The following is an 18,461-nucleotide window of genomic DNA, read 5'->3' on the forward strand; positions in this document are numbered from 1 at the left end:
ATGGTCAAAGTAGCAACCCAGACACCGATTATCAGTCTCTTTTTGCTGATTTTATCCTTGGAAACATCTTTTATTCCTTCGATTGTTCTTAATCTTTCGGTAGTCGCATTTTGTATTCTCTTTATGCTCTATTACCGTCGATTTAAAATGTTAGCTTGGATTATTCTGCTTGCCATTTTGCCATCCTTTGCTAACTACTGGGCAGTTCATTTGCATGGTGATGTTTCCCAAGCAGTTATACTTGGTACCAGAGCTTTTGTGACAGTTTGTATAGGGATTGTATTTATCTCAAGCATCTCACTAAAAGAGTTACTATTGTACTTGGCTCAAAAGGGGTTATCACGGTCTTGGGCTTATGCCTTAATTGTGGTATTCAATTCCTTCCCCCTTATCCAGCAAGAAATCAAGTCCCTCAAGGAAGCGTGCTTATTACGCGGTCAAGAACTGCATGTTTGGTCTCCCTTGATTTACAGCAAGGTTCTGATGACAGTCTTTAGGTGGCGCCATCTTTACCTGAGAGCTCTGTCGGCGCATGGATATGACGAACATGCACAGTTGAAGAATAGCTATAGGACTTTTTATATTCCTCAAAGGACAATATTCATCTACCTGCTTTTCTTTTTATTGCTTCAAACCAGTCTATTTTTATAAAGGAGTTATTATGGAATTTACAGATATTGCGATGGAATTATCCAAGAAAGCTTGGCAGGCTTCCTTTCATCATCCCTTTATTTTACAATTACAAGAGGGGAATTTAGAACCTGCCATTTTCCGCTATTACCTGATTCAGGATGCCTACTATCTGAAGGCCTTCTCAGAAATCTATCATCTTTTGGCTGATAAGGCTTCAAACCAAGAGATGAAAAGACTCTTGAAACAAAATGCTCAGGGTTTAGTGGAGGGTGAGTTATTTATTCGCCAACAATTTTTCAAGGAATTGGAAATCAGCGACCAGGAAATGGAGCAACATCCAATCGCTCCAACCTGCTATCATTATATCTCTCACATTTATCGGCAATTTGCAGAGCCAAACTTGGGCATTGCCTTTGCAAGTTTGCTGCCTTGTCCTTGGTTATACCATGATATAGGCAAATCACTTAATCTTAAACCATCACCAAATCCTCTCTATCAACAATGGATTGAAACTTATATTACGGATGAGTTAGAGCAACAGATCAGAGAGGAGGGAGCACTGGTCAATCAGCTCTATCGAGAAAGTGACGAGACAGACAAGCAAAAAATGCTAGATGCCTTCCACATCAGTGTTCATATGGAAGCCAAGTTTTGGGAAATGGCCTACCAACACCAGACATGGAAGAGTGATTTACAGTCTTTAGAAACAGGAGAAGAATAGGAATATGAGAAAGCACCAACTACAAGTTCACAAATTAACCATTTTATCTATGATGATTGCCCTTGATGTAGTCCTTACGCCTATCTTTCGGATTGAGGGAATGGCACCGATGTCCAGTGTAGTCAATATTCTAGCGGGAATCATGATGGGACCTGTTTATGCCTTGGCCATGGCTACAGTCACAGCCTTTATCCGTATGACGACTCAAGGGATTCCTCCTTTAGCTCTCACAGGAGCGACTTTTGGAGCCCTCCTTGCAGGTCTCTTTTATAAGTATGGTCGAAAATTTTATTTTTCTGCCTTGGGAGAAATTTTGGGAACAGGTATTATTGGTTCTATTGTTTCCTATCCTGTTATGGTACTCTTTACAGGATCAGCTGCTAAGCTCAGCTGGTTTATCTACACGCCTCGATTTTTCGGAGCAACCTTGATTGGTACAGTGATTTCCTTTATTGCCTTTCGATTTTTAATCAAGCAGGAATTCTTTAAAAAAGTGCAAGGATATTTCTTTGCTGAAAGGATAGACTGATGCAGGCATTGACAAATCCTTTTCCTATAGGCTCTAGTTTCCTCATTCACTGTATTACCAATGAGATTTCTTGTGAGATGCTGGCAAATGGAATTTTGGCTCTGGGATGCAAACCTGTCATGGCAGATGATCCCCGTGAGGTTCTTGATTTTACTAAGCAAAGCCAGGCACTCTTCATCAATTTGGGGCATTTGTCAGCTGAGAAGGAAAAAGCAATCCGCATGGCAGCCTCGTATGCAGCTCAAGTTTCTCTTCCAATGGTAGTAGATGCGGTTGGCGTAACGGCTTCCTCTATTCGTAAGAGCTTAGTTAAAGACCTTTTAGACCATAGACCTACGGTACTTAAAGGAAATATGTCAGAAATTCGAAGTCTTGTTGGCTTAAAGCACCACGGCGTTGGGGTCGATGCGAGTGCTAAAGATCAAGAAACGGAGGATTTGCTTCAAGTCTTGAAAGATTGGTGTCAGACCTATCCTGGTATGTCTTTCTTAGTTACTGGCCCCAAGGACCTTATTGTTTCGGAGAATCAAGTTGCTGTACTGGAGAATGGCTGTACTGAATTAGACTGGATAACAGGGACAGGAGACTTGGTTGGAGCCTTAACAGCTGTTTTTCTCAGCCAAGGAAAGACTGGTTTTGAAGCTTCTTGCTTAGCAGTCTCTTATCTCAATATCGCTGCTGAGAAAATAGTTGTTCAAGGAATGGGATTGGAAGAATTTCGTTACCAAGTACTCAATCAGCTTTCGCTCCTAAGAAGAGATGAAAATTGGCTAGATACCATCAAAGGAGAGGTTTATGAATAGAGAAGCACTTAGACTATATCTGGTAACCAATCGCTATCAAGATTCCGTGGAAAGCTTTCTTGCAAAAGTTGAGACGGCCTGCCGTTCAGGGGTTACCATAGTCCAATTGCGAGAAAAAAATCTCACAACCAATCAATATTATCAGCTGGCAAAAGAAGTCAAGGAAATAACAGATGCTTATCAGGTACCCTTGATCATCGATGATCGTTTGGATGTCTGTCTTGCAGTTGATGCAGCAGGTCTGCATATCGGAGATGATGAATTACCAGTTTCGGTAGCTCGCAAAGTCTTGGGTCCTGAAAAAATCCTCGGTGTCACCGCTAAAACAATAAAAAGAGCTCTGGAAGCGGAGAAATTAGGTGCAGATTACTTGGGGACAGGAGCCATTTTTCCGACAACCACCAAGGAAAATGCACCCATTACTCTGATATCGACCTTGAAAACAATTTGCCAAACGGTTGCCATTCCAGTAGTTGCTATTGGAGGCTTGACTTCAGAGAACATTGACCAGATTATGGGCACTGGCATAGCTGGTGTAGCTGTTGTACGTGATTTGATGCAGGCAGAAGATATTGAGGCAAAAACGCAAGCCTTTTTAACAAAGTTGCATGACATTATTTCCTAACTAATACTCAATGAAAATCAAAGAGGAAGCTAGCCTCAGGTTGCTCAAAGCCCTGCCTTGAGGTTTTAGATAAGACTGATGAAGTCAGCTCAAAACAGTGTTTTGAGGTTGCAGATGGAAGCTGACGTAGTTTGAAGAGATTTTCGAAGAGTATAAAAACTCTCTAATTCCCTTAAAGTGGGAACTAGAGAGTTTTTTTCTTAATCTTTAAAAGTTGTATGGTTGACTGGGCCAGAACCATGACCAAGTTGAGGAGCGTCTTGAATAGCTTTTGTGATAAAGGCCTTGGCCTTATCAACTGCCTGATAAAGGCTTTTTCCCTTGGCTAGTTCAGCAGTAATTACTGCAGCAAAGGTACATCCAGTACCATGGGTGTGACAGGTTTGAATTCGTGGGCTTTCCCAGACAAACTGTTCATCCTTGGTAAAGAGGAAATCCTTAGCACCGCCTTCGAGATGACCACCTTTGATGACTACAGACTGAGGACCAAATTCTTTTAGAATCAGGCGACCAGCACGCTGCATGTCTTCAGGATCATGGATTGAAAAACCAACAATCTCTTCTGCCTCAGGAAGATTTGGCGTAATAATAGTTGCTAGAGGTAGTAAGTTTGTTTTGAGATAGTCTCTAGCACTTGAGTCGATCAAGGCATCTCCGCTAGTCGCTACCATAACTGGATCTAAAACATAGGGACAGTCCAACTTTTTAAGATAGGGTTGGATGATTTCCATGATTTCGGTAGTTGCCAACATCCCAGTTTTTACAGCCTGAGGTGGAATATCAGAAAAGACACTGTCCAATTGGGCTTTCAACATTTGAGGAGAAACGTGCTCGATTAATTGAACACCTCTGGTATTTTGAGCGACAAGACTGGTTACAACAGCCATTCCATAGACATCTCTAGCTTGGAACGACTTTAAATCAGCCATAATGCCAGCACCACCACTGGGGTCAGTACCTGCAATGGTCAAAGCAACGGGTAAATAAGTCATCTAAAACCTCCCAACCAACTGAAGTTTGTATTCTTAAGAACAAGCTGGTCTGTTTTAGAAAGGTAATAGAAGACTGCTAGTCCCCATTATCATTTCCACTTCCATCAGCTAGCATTACCTAGATTGAGTCAAAGGGTCTAACAGTTGTTAATCTCAGCTTTACGCACCCCTAGTGGTTGTTTTCTTTTTTCTTTAGTATAGCATATTTTTATTGTTTATATAGTAATATTTGACTGCAAATCGTTTTTCAAATGATTAAAATCCTATTTTTCGAAGAAAAGATTGATTTTATAATTGACAAACGTAGACTTTGAGAGTATACTGATAATTGTAATTGACGAATGTAGATTTTGGAGGTGTGATGATGCAGATTTCAGATGCAGAATGGCAGGTCATGAAGATTATTTGGATGCAAGGAGAGCAGACCAGTACGGATTTGATCAGGGTTCTGGCGGAGCGGTTCGACTGGTCAAAGTCAACCATTCAAACTCTTTTGGCTCGTTTGGTTGAGAAAGAGTGTCTGACAAGGAAGAAAGAAGGTAAGTCCTTTGTTTATTCAGCCCTTTTAACTTTGGACCAAAGTCGGGATTTACTTGTCCAAGATATCAAGGACAAGGTTTGTTCTCGTAGGATTAAGAACTTGTTGGCTGATTTGATTGCTGAATGTGATTTTACTCAGGCTGACTTGGAAGACTTGGAAGCTGTGATTTCTGAGAAGAAATCAAGCGCTGTAACAAAAGTAAAATGTAATTGTATGTAAAGGAGACGTCATGTTAAATAGTATTGTAACCATTATTTGTATTTCCCTTATCGCGTTTATCTTGTTTTGGTTTTTCAAAAAGCCTGAAAAATCTAGACAAAAGGCCCAGCAAAAAAAGAGCTACCAAGAGATTCGAGTGGAGGTCATGGGGGGCTATACGCCTGAGTTGATTGTCCTCAAGAAATCAGTGCCAGCCCGCATTGTCTTTGACCGCAAGGATCCTTCACCCTGTCTGGATCAGATCGTCTTTCCAGACTTTGGTGTACATGCGGACCTGCCCATGGGTGAAGAGTATGTAGTGGAAATCACGCCTGAGCAGGCTGGAGAGTATGGTTTCTCTTGTGGCATGAATATGATGCACGGTAAGATGATTGTAGAATAGGAGAATAATATGACTGAAATTATAAAAGCAAGTCTTGAAAATGGTGTTCAAAAAATCCGTATCACGGCAGACAAAGGCTATCATCCAGCCCACATTCAACTGCAAAAAGGAATTCCAGCTGAGATTACCTTTCATCGTACAACACCTTCAAACTGTTATAAGGAAATTCTGTTTAAAGAAGAAGGTATCTTGGAACCAATCGGCGTAGATGAGGAGAAAGTCATTCGTTTTACACCTCAAGAATTAGGTCAACATGAATTTTCTTGTGGTATGAAGATGCAAAAGGGGAGTTATACCGTAGTTGAGAAGACTCGAAAATCTCTATCACTTTTACAGCGTTTTTGGATTACCAGTATCTTTACTGTGCCTCTTGTGATTCTCATGATTGGGATGTCGACAGGAGGAATTAGTCACCAAGTCATGCGTTGGGGCACCTTTTTAGCCACAACACCGATTATGCTAGTAGCAGGTGGTCCTTATATCCAAAGTGCTTGGGCTAGTTTTAAAAAGCACAATGCCAACATGGATACCTTGGTTGCTCTGGGAACCCTAGTGGCCTATTTCTATAGCTTAGTTGCCCTCTTCGCTGGCCTCCCCGTTTACTTTGAAAGTGCTGCATTTATCTTCTTCTTCGTTCTTATGGGAGCCGTTTTTGAGGAGAAAATGCGGAAAAATACTTCCCAAGCTGTGGAGAAATTACTTGACTTGCAGGCTAAAACTGCAGAAGTCTTGCGTGAGGATCACTATGTTCAAGTTCCTTTGGAACAAGTCAAGGTAGGTGACCTGATTCGAGTGCGTCCCGGTGAAAAGATTGCGGTTGATGGGGTTGTAGTCGAAGGTGTGTCCAGTATTGATGAGTCTATGGTGACAGGTGAGAGTCTGCCTGTGGACAAGACAGTTGGAGATACTGTCATTGGCTCAACCATCAATAATAGCGGAACACTTGTTTTTAGAGCAGAAAAAATTGGTTCAGAGACTGTTTTGGCTCAGATTGTTGATTTTGTAAAGAAAGCTCAGACAAGTCGTGCGCCGATTCAGGACTTGACGGATAAAATTTCAGGCATTTTTGTCCCAGCAGTTGTCATTTTAGGGATTGTGACCTTTTGGGTTTGGTTTGTCTTGCTCAGGGATAGTGTAGTTGTGCTTGGAGCTAGCTTTGTATCTTCGCTTCTCTATGGAGTAGCAGTTCTGATTATTGCCTGCCCTTGTACCTTGGGTCTTGCAACACCGACAGCCCTTATGGTAGGGACAGGACGCAGTGCCAAGATGGGAGTTCTTCTCAAAAATGGAATGGTTCTACAGGAAATCCAGAAAGTTCAAACTATTGTCTTTGATAAGACTGGGACTTTGACGGAAGGGAAGCCTGTGGTAACAGATATCATTGGCGACGAAGTAGAAGTGCTTGGATTGGCAGCTTCCTTGGAAGAAGCTTCTCAACACCCACTGGCTGAAGCCGTTGTGAAACGAGCGAGTGAAGCTGGACTTGAGCTTCACACTGTGGAAAATTTCCAAGCCTTGCACGGAAAAGGTGTCTCAGGGCAAATCAATGGAAAACAAGTTCTGCTTGGAAATGCTAAAATGCTGGATGGCATGGATATTTCTAGCACTTATCAGGAAAAACTAGAAGAACTGGAAAAAGAAGCTAAGACAGTTGTGTTTTTAGCTGTTGACAATGAAATCAAAGGCTTGCTTGCTTTGCAAGATATTCCCAAGGAAAATGCTAAGCTTGCCATCAGTCAGTTGAAAAAACGTGGTCTTAAAACAGTCATGCTGACAGGAGATAATGCTGGTGTGGCGCGTGCTATTGCAGATCAAATCGGAATCGAAGAGGTCATTGCAGGTGTCTTGCCAGAAGAAAAAGCCAACGAAATCCATAAACTACAAGCGGCTGGCAAAGTAGCCTTTGTTGGTGATGGCATCAATGACGCTCCTGCCCTCAGTGTAGCAGATGTGGGGATTGCTATGGGAGCTGGAACGGATATCGCCATCGAGTCAGCAGATTTGGTGTTGACAACTAATAACCTCCTAGGAGTGGTGCGTGCCTTTGACATGAGTAAGAAAACCTTTAATCGAATTCTGCTCAATCTTTTCTGGGCCTTTATCTACAATGTCGTCGGAATTCCGATAGCAGCAGGAGTCTTTTCAGGTGTTGGACTAGCTCTCAATCCAGAATTGGCAGGTCTAGCCATGGCCTTTAGTTCTGTATCTGTTTTGACCAGTTCTCTTCTCTTAAACTTTACTAAAATAGACTAAAAGTAATGACTAGATTTCTTTGTTATAAAACAGGAATGACAGCACTTTCAAAACTGTATTAGAATAGAGAATAGAGAGTTTTGAGCAGATTTTTAGAAAAGTCAGCATAAATATGATACAGTGGAATAGTAAAAATTTGGAGAACGTTTCCAATTCTATGTAATCGTATTCTCCAAGTCTAAAAAAATTGAAGGAGAGTTATCATTATGACTCAAGGGAAAATTACTGCATCTGCAGCAATGCTTAATGTATTGAAAACATGGGGCGTAGACACAATCTACGGTATCCCATCAGGAACACTCAGCTCATTGATGGACGCTTTGGCTGAAGATAAAGATATCCGCTTCTTGCAAGTTCGCCACGAAGAAACAGGTGCTCTTGCAGCGGTTATGCAAGCTAAATTCGGCGGCTCAATCGGGGTTGCAGTTGGTTCAGGTGGTCCAGGTGCGACTCACTTGATTAACGGTGTTTACGATGCAGCTATGGATAACACTCCATTCCTAGCAATCCTTGGATCACGTCCAGTTAACGAATTGAACATGGATGCTTTCCAAGAATTGAACCAAAACCCAATGTACAACGGTATCGCTGTATATAACAAACGTGTAGCTTATGCTGAGCAATTACCAAAAGTTATTGACGAAGCTTGCCGTGCTGCAGTTTCTAAAAAAGGTCCAGCTGTTGTTGAAATCCCAGTAAACTTCGGCTTCCAAGAAATCGATGAAAATTCATACTACGGTTCAGGTTCATACGAGCGTTCATTCATCGCTCCTGCTTTGAACGAAGTTGAAATCGACAAAGCTGTTGAAATCTTGAACAATGCTGAACGTCCAGTTATCTATGCTGGTTACGGTGGTGTTAAAGCTGGTGAAGTGATTACTGAATTGTCACGTAAAATCAAAGCACCAATCATCACAACTGGTAAAAACTTTGAAGCTTTCGAATGGAACTATGAAGGTTTGACAGGTTCTGCTTACCGTGTTGGTTGGAAACCAGCCAACGAAGTGGTCTTTGAAGCAGACACAGTTCTTTTCCTTGGTTCAAACTTCCCATTTGCTGAAGTTTACGAAGCATTCAAGAACACTGAAAAATTCATCCAAGTCGATATCGACCCTTACAAACTTGGTAAACGTCACGCCCTTGACGCTTCAATCCTTGGTGACGCAGGTCAAGCAGCTAAAGCTATCCTTGACAAAGTGAACCCAGTTGAATCTACTCCATGGTGGCGTGCAAACGTTAAGAATAACCAAAACTGGCGTGATTACATGAACAAAATCGAAGGTAAAACTGAGGGTGAATTGCAATTGTATCAAGTTTACAATGCAATCAACAAACATGCTGATCAAGACGCTATCTACTCAATCGACGTAGGTGACACTACTCAAACATCTACTCGTCACCTTCACATGACACCTAAGAACATGTGGCGTACATCTCCACTCTTTGCGACAATGGGTATTGCCCTTCCTGGTGGTATCGCTGCTAAGAAAGACAATCCAGATCGCCAAGTATGGAACATCATGGGTGACGGTGCATTCAACATGTGCTACCCAGACGTTATCACAAACGTTCAATACGACCTTCCAGTTATTAACGTTGTCTTCTCAAATGGTAAATATGCCTTCATCAAGGACAAATACGAAGACACAAACAAACACTTGTTTGGTTGTGACTTCCCTAATGCTGACTATGCGAAAATCGCTGAAGCGCAAGGTGCTGTAGGATTTACAGTTGACCGTATCGAAGACATCGATGCAGTTGTTGCAGAAGCTGTTAAACTCAACAAAGAAGGTAAAACTGTTGTGATCGATGCTCGCATCACTCCACACCGCCCACTTCCAGTAGAAGTACTTGAATTGGATCCAAAACTTCACTCAGAAGAAGCAATCAAAGCCTTCAAGGAAAAATACGAAGCAGAAGAACTCGTACCATTCCGTCTCTTCTTGGAAGAAGAAGGGTTGCAATCACGCGCAATTAAATAATTTCTCTCGTCGAAAATCAAATATAAACTGCGTTATCTTCACCTTGCCGTACTCCAGTACTGCCTGCAGTTTGATGCCTTGTTTATTCTTTGATTTTCATAGAGAGAAACATAAAAAGATCGGAGCAATCCGGTCTTTTTATGGAGGATAGTAAATGAATTTAAATCAATTAGATATTATCGTTTCAGATGTTCCCCAAGTCTGTGCTGACTTGGAGCGTATTTTGGATAAACAGGCAGATTATGCTGATGATGGTTTTGCTCAGTTTACGATTGGCAGTCACTGTCTGATGTTGTCTCAAAATCATTTGGTTCCTTTGGAAAATTTTCAGTCAGGAATCATTCTTCATATAGAGGTTGAGGATGTAGACCAGAACTACCAACGGTTGAAAGAACTTGGTATCCAGGTTTTAAACGGTCCAACTGTAACCGATTGGGGAACAGAATCCTTGCTTGTAAAAGGTCCAGCTGGTCTAGTGCTTGATTTTTATCGTATGAAATAAGGTGCTTAGTCGTTTGACGTTAACCTTAGCTATTTTTAAAACAGAAATTGAGAATATGAACTATTGAAAAGATCGGAGCAATCCGGTCTTTTTAATATAAAGAAATTGCATATAAATAGTTGACAGCGTTTTCCTAAAATCTTATAATAAAAATATAAGAGCAGAAAATAAGACTGATATGGAAAGGAGAAATATGATTAAACAGCTGTAGTAAGTGAATTTTCTTAATTCGTTAGGAGGAAAGAGATGCAAAAAAAGGATGTTTATCTAATCTGTATGACCATGATTATCTGTTCAATTATTATAGGTTTGATTGTAGGAAGTTTTATTTTGCATGGTCTTGAAGATATTGCAGCAATCATTAACCACGGCTTGCTGACAATCAATCAATCTATCCATTGATTGACAAGAGCTATTCATTTTTACATTTTATGGATTAAACAGATCGGAGTAATCCGGTCTGTTTCTTATCACAAGCTTGTGATAGTTCACATTTTTATAATAAAACTCTTAAAGTCTTGCTTATTTTTGTATTAAATTATAAAATAGAAAGTATAAAAGAATAAAAGAGGTTTTGAAAATGTCTGAAAAACAAATGAAAGTGTTGGGCTGGGCAGCGACCTTTATGTCTGTTATGATGTATGTATCATATTTCCCACAAATCATGAATAATCTTGCCGGTCAAAAAGGCAACTTCATTCAACCCCTAGTCGCAGCTATCAACTGTAGTCTCTGGGTTTACTATGGTCTTTTCAAGAAGGAAAGAGATATTCCACTTGCAGCTGCTAATGCACCAGGTATCGTTTTTGGCCTTGTGACGGCTATTACAGCTTTGATTTAAAAAGAAGACTGGTTTCAGTTTTGTTCGTTTATGAAAATAGATGCTTCATTAAAGTAATTTTTGAATGAGAGTTGAGGAAAAAAGTCCAGTGACAGCTAGCTTTACGAGAGTCTTTTATGTTCGTCTCTATCAAAGAAAAAAGTATATCGTTACTATTTTTACAAAATCTTCTCCCTACTTTATAAGATAGGAAAAAGAGTTCAATTCGAACTCTTTTTTTGCTATAATGAGGGGAGAAAAATCAGACAGGAGATCAAGATGTCAGAACCATTATTTTTACAATCAGTTATGCAAGAAAAAATCTGGGGTGGTACCAAGCTACGTGATGAGTTTGGCTACGATATCCCAAGTGAAAAAATCGGAGAATACTGGGCTATCTCAGCCCATCCAAATGGTGTCTCTAAAGTTGCCAATGGTCGTTTCGAGGGAACAGACCTGGCTACTTTATATGCAGAGCACCGTGAATTGTTTGGCAACCGTCCAGAGCCTGTATTTCCACTTTTGACCAAAATTCTCGATGCCAATGACTGGCTCAGTGTTCAAGTTCATCCAGATGATGCTTATGGACTCGAGCATGAAGGCGAGCTTGGAAAAACAGAGTGCTGGTACATCATCGCTGCGGATGAAGGTTCAGAGATTATCTACGGGCATAATGCCAAGTCAAAAGAAGAACTCCGCCAGCAAATCGAAGATAAAAACTGGGATGCCTTGCTGACAAAAGTACCAGTTAAGGCTGGAGATTTCTTCTATGTGCCAAGTGGAACTATGCACGCTATCGGTGCAGGCATCTTGATTCTTGAAACCCAACAGTCTAGTGATACTACCTATCGCGTTTATGACTTTGACCGCAAGGACGACAAGGGCAACTTGCGTGAACTTCACCTTGAAAAATCCATTGATGTCTTGAATATTGGTGAGCCTGCAAATAGCCGTCCTGTAACTGTTAAAGCAGATGATTTGCGTTCCACTCTCCTTGTATCCAATGATTTCTTTGCAGTTTACAAGTGGGAAATTACTGGAGAAGTTGACTTTGAAAAGACAGCTGACTACAGCTTGTTTAGTGTCTTAGCTGGTCAAGGTCAACTGACTGTTGACGGAAAAAACTATCCAATCCAAAAAGGCAGCCACTTTATCCTACCAAGTGATGTTGAAGCTTGGACTCTGGAAGGGCAAGATTTGGAATTGATTGTTAGCCATCCATAAAAAAGAAAGGGCCTGAGTTTACTACTCAAGTCCTTTTTGATTACATAAATTGGGCGATGAAGACCACGATGATGATGATTGGAATGATGAAACGAAGAAGGAAGAGCCAGACTTGGAAAAGTCCTTGTTTCCATGCCGTTTCATCAAGATGGAGTTCCTCCATAGCAAGAGCCTTCTTGAAGATGTAGCCTGTAAAAAGTGAAAGGCAGAGAGCTCCAAATGGCATGAGGAGATTGGAAACCAAGAAGTCCATAGCGTCAAAGAAGGTCTTCCCAAAGATGTGAGCATCCGCCATAACACCGTAAGATAGGGCTGAAGGAATGCCAAAGACAAAGGTCAAAATTCCTAAAATCACACTCCATTTAGCACGCTTGCTGTTGTCCTGGTTGGTGATATTGCCTACATTGATTTCCAGCATCACGACAGAAGAAGTGACCGTCGCAAAGAGGAAGAGCAAGAGGAAGAGGATGTAGAAAATGGTTCCAAAAGGCATCTTGTCAAAGAGTTGAGGCAAGACGATAAAGAGCAGGCTCGGTCCCCCTTCAGACTGGATATTGAAGGCTGACATAGCAGGAAAAATGGCTAGACCTGCCATGATGGATACCGAGATATTCATGGCTACGATAGAAATCCCTGATTGGACTAGATTGGTTTTCTTGTCCAAGTAAGAAGCATAGGTCAGCATGGCTGTAACCCCTAGTGAGAGGGCGAAGAAAGATTGTCCCAGAGCATAGAGGAGACCAGCACTGGTCAGTTTTGAAAAATCTGGTTTGAGGAAGTAAAGAACCCCTTCCATGGCATTTGGCAAACTGAGAGAGCGTCCAATGATGACGACAAAGATGATAAAGAGCAGGGGCATCATGACCTTAGAAGCTCTTTCAATCCCTTTTTGAACCCCACGTGATACAATAAAGATATTCAATAAGATAAAGGCTGCTTGAGCTCCTAGGGCAATGGCTGGATTTGAAATGATTGAAGTAAATAACTGAGCATAGTCATTGGTAATGCCTAGGTGGAGAGCTTTACCGATAGCGATACCTAAATAAATGAAGACCCATCCTCCAATAACACTGTAGAAAGATAAGAGGATAAAGAGGGCAAAGGCACCAATCCAACCGATAAAGTTGTACTTACTATTCTTGCCTAGTTTTCCAAAGGTTTTGATAGCTGAGACACCAGCACTTCGGCCGAGAGCAAATTCAGCCAGCAATAGGGGGAAACCGATTAAAATAGTGGAAATGAGAAAGACTAGTAAAAAGCCTCCTCCACCGTTAGCAGCAGTCATGTAGGGGAATTTCCAAACGGCTCCAAGTCCGATGGCTGAACCAGCAGATGCTAGGATAAAGCCCAGTTTAGAACCCCATTGCGATTTTTCAGACATAGTTAAACTCCTAAAATTAGTATTACAAAAGAAAAAGCTACTGCCCTTGGCAACTAGCCTCATCAGTACTCAAAATGAGCGTTTCTTTTGATTGATAGACTTGACTATCCTATCATGTTTTCTAAGGTCTGTCAAGAAAACCATTTTCATGTTATGATAAAGTAAAAAATTTCGCAAAATCGCTTGACTCTGACCTAAGGGGAGGGGGTATACTATCAATGTAAGGAGGAAATCATGTACCATATAAAAGAAGCTGCCCAGCTTTCAGGTGTCTCTGTCAAGACCCTGCACCACTACGATAAGATAGGACTTTTGGTTCCTTTAAAGTCGGAAAACGGCTATCGAACCTACAGTCAGGAGGATTTGGAACGCCTTCAGGTTATTCTTTATTACAAATATCTAGGTTTTTCTTTAGAAAAGATAGCAGAGCTATTAAAGGAAGAAAGGACAGATTTATTGCCTCATTTGACTAGGCAGTTGGACTATTTGACTCGAGAAAGGGAACATCTGGATACCTTGATTTCAACCTTGCAAAAAACCATTCAAGAACAAAAAGGAGAAAGAGAAATGAGCATTCAAGAGAAATTCGCTGGATTTAACTACCAAGACCATCAAAAATACCACTACGAGGCGGTAGAGAAATATGGACAAGAAGTCATGGACCAAGCGCTGGAGCGCCAAAAAGGTCACGAAGACGAAGCTACGGCTGCCTTCAATCAAGTATTTCGAGCCTTGTCACAAAATCTTCAAGCTAGTCTACCTGTAACAGCAGCCGAAAATCAAGAAGAAGCTGCTAAACTCTTGCAAGCCATTCGTACTTATGGATTCGACTGCTCCGTTGAAGTATTCGGTCATATCGGTAAAGGCTACGTCTACAACCCAGAATTTAAGGAAAACATTGACAAATTTGGACCTGGCACCGCCCAGTATACATCAGATGTCATTGCCCATTATGTCCAAACTCAGACAAAATAAAATCGGAGGAGTATTCTTCCGATTTTTTCTAAATTCAAGCACTACTTGCTTAATAATTTTTCTACTACATTCAATTTTCGCATGGTCAAATCTACATTAAAAAGTTTTTCAAGATAGTTGGTATGGAGTTTCTTTTGTTTTGCAGTTCTAGGGAGATAGAGGTAAAGACAATGGTTACCGATACAAATTTCTTCTTCACCGTAATCAATTTTCAATTTTTCTAAAGGGAGACTTGGAATAGATTCTTGATAAAAAATCACGTGTATACGGTCATAAAGATAGTGTTCTCCAAACGGGTTTTCTTGGACAATGTTTTCAAAATCATCCTTATTCTTAATGATTATTTTGAGATTGGCTCCAATCTTTTCCTTTATTAGAGTATGAACCTGTTCTCGTATTTCTTCGAGAGCTAAGTTACTTTCAAGAATAATATTTCCACTTTGAATATAGGTTCGAACTTGTTGAAAACCAGCTTCTGTCAAGATATCTACTAGATAAGACATTTTAGGGATAGCATTTTTTCCATTAGGAGTAACTCCCCTTAACAAGATAATATGTTCCAAAGGGCTTCCTTTCTTTTGGGGTAGATTGTTCCATTGAGTAATGTATATTTAGATTAGATTTGATCCCGCAACCCAGCCAGTACAGAGGGCAGAAGTGATGTTAAAGCCACCTGTGTGGGCGTTGATATCCATGACCTCGCCAGCAAAGTGGAGGCCAGGTACCAGCTTACTTTCCAGAGTTTTAGGGTTGATTTCCTTAAGACTGACGCCACCCTTGGTAACAAAGGACTTGGCGAGGGACATTTTACCAGTCACAGGGATTTTGAGGGACTTGATAGACTGGAGCAGTTTTTCACGTTCCTTTTCAGTCAGTTGTTTGACTTTGTCAGGATAGCCTTGTACAAAAAATTCTGCCAAGCGTTCTGGTAACAAGGTTTTTAAAGCATTTTTCAAGGATTTTTCCCGACTTTCTTCTAGGAATTTAGCCAAGTCCTTCTCAGAAAGTTGAGGCAAAACATCTAGTGAGAGAACCTCCCCACCCTTGACAAAACTAGACATACGCAGAGCAGCAGGGCCAGACAAACCAAAGTGGGTAAAGAGCAGATCGTGGGTGATGACATGCTTACCATAGCTTAGGGTCACATCGTCCAGAGAAATCCCCTGTAAGGCCTTGTGTGGAAAATCTGTCAACAAAGGACTTTCAGCAGCCTCAAGCTCGGTAATGGTATGTTTGAAATGGCGGGCAATCTCATGACCAAAACCAGTCGAACCAGTCGAAGGATAAGACTTACCACCAGTTGTGACAATGAGTTTATCACAAGTGAAGGTTTGGTCTGCGGACTTAAGGACAAACTGGTCGTCTACCTTTTTAACCGAAACAATTTCGGTTTGAGTAGCAACTTGACCACCGAGCTCAGTGATTTTCTTTTCCAAGGCCTCAATAATGGTACGAGACTTGTCACTAGCAGGAAAGACGCGTCCGTGGTCCTCGACCTTGAGTTTAACCCCATTTTCAGTAAAAAAGTTGATGATATCATGGTTATCAAATTGGGAGAAGACACTGTAGAGAAAGCGCCCGTTTCCAGGGATGCCAGCAAGTAGGTCATCTAGAGTTCCGTTGTTGGTGACATTGCAACGTCCCCCACCAGTCCCAGCTAATTTTTTTCCAAGTTTCCGATTTTTTTCGATGAGGAGGGTTTTCTGTCCATAAAAGCTACTGGAAATCGTAGCCATCATGCCAGCAGGTCCTCCACCGATGACGATAGTATCAAAATGTTTCATAGCTCTATTGTACCATAAAAAACAAGAGATGATGGTCACCTCTTGTTAAGAATGCAATTAATCAATTTCATATCCCATCAGCAAACCACCATCTTCTGCATAAAAACTGCAGAGACCAGAGGTTGGGAGAATTTTAATATCCGCTTGTGGGAAATTTTCACGGATTCGGTCTGAAAGCTGTTGGCAACATTTCTCGTTATTGCGTTGGGCCATGACAATACGGCCACCAGCATAACCAGCTTTTATTAACTCCTCATAGGCTGCCTGAATCGATTTCTTTGGTCCTCTTGCTTTTTGTAGCAATTCGAGAGTTCCAGTTTCACTAGCTTCTCCGACCATACGGATATTTAGAAGGCCAACGACTGTACCGATAAGCTTGCTCAAACGTCCGTTTTTTACCAAGTTATCGACCTTTGCTAGAACAAAGAGCAACTTGGTTTTTTCTTGATAGGCAGTGATAGCTTCAACCACTTCTTCAAAAGATAAGCCTTGGTCAATCAAATCATTCAATTTTTCTACGAGCAAGTCAACTTCACCGCCAGCAGACAAACTATCAATTACATGAATCTTAGTATCAGGATGGTCTTCCAGATAAATATTCTTGGCCAGTTGCGCACTATTGTGGCTGCCAGAAAGAGTACCAGTGATGGTTACTAGGAAAATGTTTTTGGCTCCTTCAAATGCTCGCAAATAATCATCTGGGCTTGGACAAGCTGATTTTGAAGCTTCTGCAGTTGCATACATGGTTTCCATCATTTGGTCAATATCAAGATTGGCATCATCAACAAAGACCTGATCAGCTACTTGAATGGTTAAGGGGACACTTACAAAGGTCGTGTCAATAGCTGGTGTCTCCAGCTGACGATAATCACAACCAGAGTCAGCAATAATCTTCCAAGTCATAGAAATTCTCCATCTTTGCCACTTATACATTGACAAAGGTTCTGTCTTTTTTTACAATTATATCATGAAAACCCTTGAAACAAAAGCCTCATCCGTCTGTTGTGACAAGTAGAAAGAAAATGTTATGTCTGAACGTAGAATCTCTGAAAAATCTCTTGAAAATCTCAGAAAATCAAACCAAGAATCCAATTTATTAACTAGAGAAGCCATCGAAACAGCCCTCTTACAACTCTTGGAAAAAAAGGACTTGACCAAGATTAGTATTTCTGAATTGGTCAAACGTGCAGGCGTTTCGCGTGCAGCCTTTTATCGCAATTATGATTCCAAAGAGGAGATTTTAGAAAGCGTCTTTAAACGAACTGTCCACAATATTATGAAACAGCTGCATCATTACGATTTAAAGACAGACCTTTATCTGGTCTGGGTTCACCTTTTCCGAGAAGCAAGAAAGGAAGCCAGAGTGATTCAACTGGCCTTGGATTACCATTTAGAAAAAATCTTTGTCCAAGCCATGCAGGAATTTTTAGAAAAATACCATGGAAAATCAAAAGGTGTCAGCTCTTATCTTCATTCCTTTTGGAGCTCGGCCATCGTCTCTGTTCTTTTAAAATGGATCAAGGATGGCATGAAGGTACCTGCTGAAAAGATAGCGGATTTACGGTTACCATTTTTTAAAAAATAGAGAAAAAGGAGAAGAGATATGACTGAAAAAAGACTGGCCTGGGATGAGTATTTTGCAGCTCAAGCCCTACTAATTGCCAATCGTTCCACTTGTAAACGCGCTAAAGTGGGCGCGATTCTGGTAAAGGATAATAAGGTTATTTCCACTGGATATAATGGTTCGGTGTCAGGTACCGAGCATTGTATTGACCACGAATGTCTGGTCATTGAAGGTCACTGTGTTCGCACCCTTCACGCTGAGGTCAATGCTATCCTTCAAGGTGCAGAACGTGGTGTTCCTAAAGGCTTTACAGCCTATGTAACCCATTTTCCTTGTCTCAACTGTACAAAACAATTGCTTCAGGTCGGTTGTAAGCGTGTGGTTTATATCAACCAGTACCGAATGGATGACTACGCCCAATACCTCTATCAAGAAAAGGGAACAGAATTGACTCATTTACCACTTGAGACCGTACAGACAGCTCTTAAAGAGGCAGATCTAATGTAAAAATTATCAAAAATAAATGGTTTA

Annotated in this window: 21 protein-coding genes and 1 riboswitch; of the genes, 16 read left to right on the top strand and 5 right to left on the bottom strand. The window is 41.0% G+C overall.

All coding sequences use genetic code 11. From position 1 onward, the window contains the following. Genes HT724_RS05175 through thiE form a run of 5 tightly spaced genes read left to right on the top strand, consistent with a single transcriptional unit; the run spans position 1 to position 3,311 of the window. The gene (locus tag HT724_RS05175) at positions 1–651 is read left to right on the top strand and encodes an energy-coupling factor transporter transmembrane component T (protein WP_173276681.1); all 651 of its coding nucleotides are present in this window, start codon (positions 1–3) and stop codon (positions 649–651) included. Positions 652–661: 10 nt separating this feature from the next. After that, positions 662–1,354 carry a thiaminase II gene (gene tenA, locus HT724_RS05180; protein ID WP_173276680.1) on the top strand — a complete coding sequence of 231 codons (693 nt, stop codon included), beginning with the start codon at positions 662–664 and terminating at the stop codon, positions 1,352–1,354. Between the two features lie 4 nt (positions 1,355–1,358). Continuing rightward, on the top strand, positions 1,359–1,883 hold the full coding sequence (gene thiW / locus HT724_RS05185; protein ID WP_173276679.1) for an energy coupling factor transporter S component ThiW: 525 nt from the start codon (positions 1,359–1,361) through the stop codon (positions 1,881–1,883). Further along, the gene (locus HT724_RS05190) at positions 1,883–2,686 is read left to right on the top strand and encodes a hydroxyethylthiazole kinase (RefSeq protein WP_173276678.1); all 804 of its coding nucleotides are present in this window, start codon (positions 1,883–1,885) and stop codon (positions 2,684–2,686) included. Before thiW ends, HT724_RS05190 begins: the two co-directional genes overlap by 1 nt. Continuing rightward, positions 2,679–3,311: a thiamine phosphate synthase gene (gene thiE / locus HT724_RS05195; protein ID WP_173276677.1), complete on the top strand. Its 633-nt coding sequence runs from the start codon at positions 2,679–2,681 to the stop codon at positions 3,309–3,311. Before HT724_RS05190 ends, thiE begins: the two co-directional genes overlap by 8 nt. A 200-nt stretch (positions 3,312–3,511) precedes the next feature. Here the strand turns inward: thiE and thiD are convergent, their stop codons facing one another. Continuing rightward, positions 3,512–4,303, bottom strand: a complete 792-nt coding sequence (gene thiD, locus HT724_RS05200) for a bifunctional hydroxymethylpyrimidine kinase/phosphomethylpyrimidine kinase (protein WP_173225285.1) — start codon at positions 4,301–4,303, stop codon at positions 3,512–3,514. 83 nt (positions 4,304–4,386) lie between these two features. After that, positions 4,387–4,484: riboswitch (TPP riboswitch) on the bottom strand. 183 nt (positions 4,485–4,667) lie between these two features. Here thiD and HT724_RS05205 point away from each other — a divergent pair. The 8 genes from HT724_RS05205 to manA all read left to right on the top strand — a co-directional run bounded on the left by HT724_RS05205 (position 4,668) and on the right by manA (position 12,226). Next, positions 4,668–5,063 carry a CopY/TcrY family copper transport repressor gene (locus HT724_RS05205; protein WP_070842694.1) on the top strand — a complete coding sequence of 132 codons (396 nt, stop codon included), beginning with the start codon at positions 4,668–4,670 and terminating at the stop codon, positions 5,061–5,063. A 10-nt stretch (positions 5,064–5,073) separates the two neighbouring features. Continuing rightward, positions 5,074–5,445, top strand: coding sequence for a cupredoxin domain-containing protein (locus tag HT724_RS05210; RefSeq protein ID WP_173276676.1), 372 nt, complete (start codon positions 5,074–5,076; stop codon positions 5,443–5,445). Between the two features lie 9 nt (positions 5,446–5,454). Then, complete coding sequence (locus tag HT724_RS05215; protein ID WP_173276675.1) at positions 5,455–7,698, top strand: heavy metal translocating P-type ATPase; 2,244 nt, start codon at positions 5,455–5,457, stop codon at positions 7,696–7,698. A 206-nt stretch (positions 7,699–7,904) separates the two neighbouring features. Continuing rightward, positions 7,905–9,680 (top strand): pyruvate oxidase, encoded by a 1,776-nt coding sequence (gene spxB, locus HT724_RS05220; RefSeq protein ID WP_033681403.1) that lies wholly within the window; start codon positions 7,905–7,907, stop codon positions 9,678–9,680. A gap of 154 nt (positions 9,681–9,834) precedes the next feature. Beyond that, entirely contained in the window at positions 9,835–10,182 is a 348-nt protein-coding gene (locus tag HT724_RS05225; protein WP_173276674.1) for a VOC family protein, read from the top strand. A gap of 246 nt (positions 10,183–10,428) precedes the next feature. Further along, positions 10,429–10,584: a hypothetical protein gene (locus HT724_RS05230; RefSeq protein ID WP_173213766.1), complete on the top strand. Its 156-nt coding sequence runs from the start codon at positions 10,429–10,431 to the stop codon at positions 10,582–10,584. A gap of 178 nt (positions 10,585–10,762) precedes the next feature. Beyond that, complete coding sequence (locus tag HT724_RS05235) at positions 10,763–11,023, top strand: SemiSWEET family transporter (protein ID WP_004261618.1); 261 nt, start codon at positions 10,763–10,765, stop codon at positions 11,021–11,023. 258 nt (positions 11,024–11,281) lie between these two features. Beyond that, on the top strand, positions 11,282–12,226 hold the full coding sequence (gene manA, locus HT724_RS05240) for a mannose-6-phosphate isomerase, class I (RefSeq protein ID WP_138700161.1): 945 nt from the start codon (positions 11,282–11,284) through the stop codon (positions 12,224–12,226). Positions 12,227–12,266: 40 nt separating this feature from the next. Here the strand turns inward: manA and HT724_RS05245 are convergent, their stop codons facing one another. Further along, the gene (locus HT724_RS05245) at positions 12,267–13,607 is read right to left on the bottom strand and encodes a sodium-dependent transporter (protein WP_173276673.1); all 1,341 of its coding nucleotides are present in this window, start codon (positions 13,605–13,607) and stop codon (positions 12,267–12,269) included. Positions 13,608–13,841: 234 nt separating this feature from the next. Between HT724_RS05245 and HT724_RS05250 the strand changes: the two genes are divergently transcribed. Further along, on the top strand, positions 13,842–14,582 hold the full coding sequence (locus HT724_RS05250; RefSeq protein ID WP_173276672.1) for a MerR family transcriptional regulator: 741 nt from the start codon (positions 13,842–13,844) through the stop codon (positions 14,580–14,582). A gap of 41 nt (positions 14,583–14,623) precedes the next feature. Here the strand turns inward: HT724_RS05250 and HT724_RS05255 are convergent, their stop codons facing one another. From HT724_RS05255 to HT724_RS05265, 3 genes are read right to left on the bottom strand one after another with little or no spacing between them, the layout of a single operon-like run. Further along, entirely contained in the window at positions 14,624–15,145 is a 522-nt protein-coding gene (locus HT724_RS05255) for a DUF1697 domain-containing protein (RefSeq protein WP_173276671.1), read from the bottom strand. Positions 15,146–15,193: 48 nt separating this feature from the next. Beyond that, positions 15,194–16,366, bottom strand: a complete 1,173-nt coding sequence (locus HT724_RS05260; protein WP_173276670.1) for an NAD(P)/FAD-dependent oxidoreductase — start codon at positions 16,364–16,366, stop codon at positions 15,194–15,196. A 57-nt stretch (positions 16,367–16,423) separates the two neighbouring features. After that, entirely contained in the window at positions 16,424–17,269 is an 846-nt protein-coding gene (locus HT724_RS05265; protein ID WP_173276669.1) for a DegV family protein, read from the bottom strand. A gap of 124 nt (positions 17,270–17,393) precedes the next feature. Here HT724_RS05265 and HT724_RS05270 point away from each other — a divergent pair, with 124 nt between their 5' ends. Continuing rightward, a complete protein-coding gene (locus HT724_RS05270) occupies positions 17,394–17,951 on the top strand; it encodes a TetR/AcrR family transcriptional regulator (RefSeq protein WP_173213760.1) in 558 nt (185 codons plus the stop codon). A gap of 18 nt (positions 17,952–17,969) precedes the next feature. Continuing rightward, complete coding sequence (locus HT724_RS05275; protein ID WP_000136976.1) at positions 17,970–18,437, top strand: cytidine/deoxycytidylate deaminase family protein; 468 nt, start codon at positions 17,970–17,972, stop codon at positions 18,435–18,437. The last annotated feature ends 24 nt before the right edge of the window (positions 18,438–18,461 follow it).

Source organism: Streptococcus sp. k-402 (assembly GCF_013277515.1).
Taxonomy (GTDB): Bacteria; Bacillota; Bacilli; order Lactobacillales; family Streptococcaceae; genus Streptococcus.